Origin of the sequence: Streptomyces sp. NPDC017890, assembly GCF_044328675.1 — a bacterium.
Taxonomy (GTDB): domain Bacteria; phylum Actinomycetota; class Actinomycetes; order Streptomycetales; family Streptomycetaceae; genus Streptomyces.
The window spans coordinates 1-3,906 of the sequence record NZ_JBIRHU010000081.1 but is presented as its reverse complement, the minus strand read 5'-3'; the positions used below and the strand labels follow the sequence as shown (position 1 = coordinate 3,906).

1 protein-coding gene is annotated in these 3,906 nt (G+C 73.0%); it reads right to left on the bottom strand.

Translation table 11 applies throughout. The annotated features are described in order from the left end of the window. The coding region (locus ACH4F2_RS35245) for an SDR family NAD(P)-dependent oxidoreductase (RefSeq protein WP_398136747.1) at positions 1-3,906 on the bottom strand (3,906 nt) is incomplete at both ends.

The following is a 3,906-nucleotide window of genomic DNA, read 5'->3' as shown; positions in this document are numbered from 1 at the left end:
GGGGCGAGGGCTTGTGCGCATGCGCGCATGCGGTCGGCGAAGACGGGGTTGGTGTCGAGGAGTTCGAGGGCCATGCCGGTCCACTGCGACCCCTGACCCGGGAACACGAACACCACGCGGTGCCCCGACCCGGCGGCTCCGCCGCTCTCGACCGTGTCCAGGCCGCGCAGCAGCTCCTCGCGGCCGCCTCCCACGACCACGGCGCGGTGCGGCAGCGTCGCCCGGGTCGTGACCAGGGACCAGCCGACGTCCGTCGGGTCCAGTCGCGGGTTGTCCGTCACGAAGGACCTCAGGCGCTCGATCTGCCTGCGCAGCCCCGCGTCGCTGTCGGCCGACAGTACCCAGGGAACGGCGGTCGGCGATGCGCCCCGTTCCCCGGTGTCTCCGGGCTCGTCGGCAGGATCCGGAGCCTGCTCGAGAACGACGTGCGCGTTGGTGCCGCTCACGCCGAACGCGGACACGCCGGCCCGGCGCGGCCTGTCGGCCCTGGGCCAAGCCGTCCGCTCGGTCAGCAGCTCCACGGCACCCGCGGACCAGTCCACCTGCGGCGTCGGCTCGTCCACGTGCAGGGTCTTGGGCAGCATCCCGTGGCGCAGCGCCATCACCATCTTGATGACACCGGAGACCCCGGCGGCGGCCTGCGCATGGCCGATGTTGGACTTCAACGAGCCCAGCAGCAGAGGCCGGTCCGCATCCCGCCCCTGCCCGTAGGTGGCCAGCAGCGCCTGCGCCTCGATCGGGTCGCCCAGCGTCGTACCCGTGCCGTGCGCCTCCACCGCGTCGACATCAGCGGTCGACAGGCCCGCGTTCGCCAGTGCCTGCTGGATGACCCGTTGCTGGGACGGTCCGTTGGGGGCGGTCAGACCGTTCGACGTGCCGTCCTGGTTGACGGCGGAGCCGCGTACCACGGCCAGCACCTGGTGCCCGTTGCGTTCGGCGTCGGAGAGCCGCTCCACGAGCAGCATGCCGACACCCTCGGCCCACCCCGTACCGTCCGCCGCCGCCGCGAAGGACTTGCAGCGGCCGTCCGCCGCGAGCCCCCGCTGCCGGGAGAACTCGACGAACGTCGCCGGCGACGCCATCACCGTGACACCTCCGGCGAGCGCCATGGAGCACTCACCGCGCCGCAGCGACTCGCATGCCAGATGCAGCGCCACCAAGGACGACGAACACGCCGCGTCCACGGTGAGCGCGGGACCCTCCAGACCCAGCGTGTACGCGATGCGCCCGGACATCACGCTGGTCGCGGCGCCCGTCAGCGCGTAACCCTCGTCGGCGTCCGAGGGGTATCCCTGTGTCCAGCCGCCGACGAAGACACCGGTGCGGCTGGCCCGCACCGAGTCCGGCGCGATCCCGGCGCGCTCGAAGACCTCCCACGCCGATTGGAGCAGGAGCCGCTGCTGCGGGTCCATCGCCAACGCCTCGCGCGGCGAGATACCGAAGAAGGCCGCGTCGAACTCGGCGGCGTCGTGGAGGAAGCCACCGGTGCGCACATACGACTTGCCGGCCCGGTCCGGATCGGGGTCGTACAGGCCCTCCGTGTCCCAGCCGCGGTCTTCGGGGAACTCGGAGAGTGCCTCCCGGCCCTCGCCGACCAACTGCCACAGATCCTCGGGCGAGCGGATGTCGCCCGGAAGCCGGCAGCTCATCGCGACGATGGCGATGGGCTCGTCGGACGCGTACGGAGTGACCGCCGCGTCCACGAGCTGTCCGGCGGACGGCAGTTCCAGCAACTCCGCCCGCAGCAGACCGGCCACCGCCCGGCAGGTCGGATGGTCGAACAGCAGGGTGGCCGGCAGCCGCAGGCCCGTCGCGCCGTTCAGACGGGTGCGCAGCTCCACCGCGGTGAGCGAGTCGAAACCCAGCTCACGGAACGGGACCGCCGGGTCGACCGCCGAGGAGTCCCGGTGCCCCAGCAGGCCGGCCGCGTGCTCGCGTACGAGATCCATCAGGGCCCGCTCCTGTTCCGCCGAGGGCAGCGGAGCGAGGCGCGCGCGAAGGCCCTCGTGACCGGTGGTGGTGCCGGTGGAGTCCCGCTCCTTCCGCACCCCGGGCAGTTCCCCGATCAGCGGGCTCGGGCGGGAGGCCGTGAACGCCGGGGCGAACGTCTCCCAGTCGACGTCCGCGACGGTCAGGCAGGGCTCGCCGGTGCCACCCGCCTGTCGCAGCGCGGCGACCGCCAGCTCGGGCGGCATCGGGCGCAGCCCGCCCCGGCGCAGACGCTCTTCGTCCTCGCCGGCGAGGCTGCCGCCCCACGTCCCCCAGGCCATCGAAACGCCCGGCAGACCGCGGGCCCGACGCTGCTGCGCCAACGTGTCGAGGAAGGCGTTCGCGGCCGCGTAACCCGCCTGGCCGGTGCCGCCCCAGACCGCCGAGGCCGACGAGAAGAGGACGAACGCGTCCAGCTCCGCCTCACCGACGAGTTCGTCCAGGTGCGCGGCACCGCTGACCTTGGCGTGGAAGACGTCGGCGTACGCGTCGAGATCCGCGTCGATGGCACCACCGAACTGCACCGTTCCCGCCAGATGCACCACGGCGGTCAGCTCGTCCGCCAGCGGGTCGAACACGTCCGCGAGAGCGGCCCGATCGGTCACGTCACAGGCCACGATGGTCACCCGTGCGCCGAGAGCGGTCAGCTCCGCCTCCAGGGCGGAGGCTCCCGGGGCATGGGAGCCGCGCCGCCCGAGCAGGACGAGATGATCCGCCCCCGCCCGTGCGAGCCACCGCGCCACGTGTGCGCCGAGGGCGCCGGTGCCGCCGGTGACGAGCACCGTGCCGCGCGGACTCCAGGTGCTCTCCGGTCCGGCCACGGGTGCGGACTCCAGCCGCCGGCCCAGGACCGCCGAGGACCGCACCGCGATCTGGTCCTCGTCACCCCCCTCGGCCAACACCGTGGCGAACCGCCGCAGCACCTGCGCGTCACACACCTCGGGCAGGTCGATCAGCCCGCCCCAGCGACCGGCGGGTTCCAGCCCCGCCGCCCGGCCGAAGCCCCAGACCGCGGCCTGAGCGGGGCTCGGACCGGTATCCGCCTCGACGGCACACACGGCAGACCGGGTGACGCACCAGAGCGGGGCTTCGACACCGGCCGTCGCCGCCGCGCACAGCAACTCCACCGTGCTCGCCAATCCCTGCGGCAGGGCGGAGTGCGTGACGTGCTGACGCTCGTCGACGGCCAGCAACGAGACGATGCCGGCCACGTCGTCGGCCCTTGCCGCATCGGCGAGCAGCTCGGCCAGCGCCGAGCGCTCGGCTTCGTCCGGCCGTACCTCGATCGTACGGATCCGCGCGCCATGGGCGGCCAGGGCCCGGGCGCAGGCGGCGGACCACTCGTCGTCCGCCGGGACCACGGCCAGCCAGGTGCCGGGCAGGACACCGGTGTCGCTCGGGTCGGACAGCGGCTTCCAGGCGATGCGGTACCGCCAGCCCTCCACCGTGGACTGCTCCCGGCGTCGGCGGCGCCACGAGGACAACGCGGGCACCACGCCGCCCAACGACGCTCCGTCGACCTGCAACGTGGCCGCGAGCGACTCGAGGTCTCCGCGTTCCACGGCGTCCCAGAAACGAGCATCGACCGCGTCCACGCCGGCCGGCTCCAGCCAGAACCTTTCGTGCTGGAAGGCGTAGGTCGGCAGGTCGATCCGTCGGGCGTGGCTTCCGGTGAAGGCGGGTTCCCAGTCGACGGGTACGCCCGCGGTGTGCAGGTGGGCGAGGGCGGTGAGGAACTGCGTCGGCCCTCCGTGGTCGCGGCGCAGAGATCCGGTCGCCACTATGTTCGCCTCGGCCGTGTCGGCGATGTCCCGGATCCCGGTGGTGAGGACGGGGTGGGGGCTGGTTTCGATGAAGGTGGTGTGGCCGTGGTTGAGGAGGGTGTGGATGGTGGTTTGGAAGTCGACGGTGTGGCGG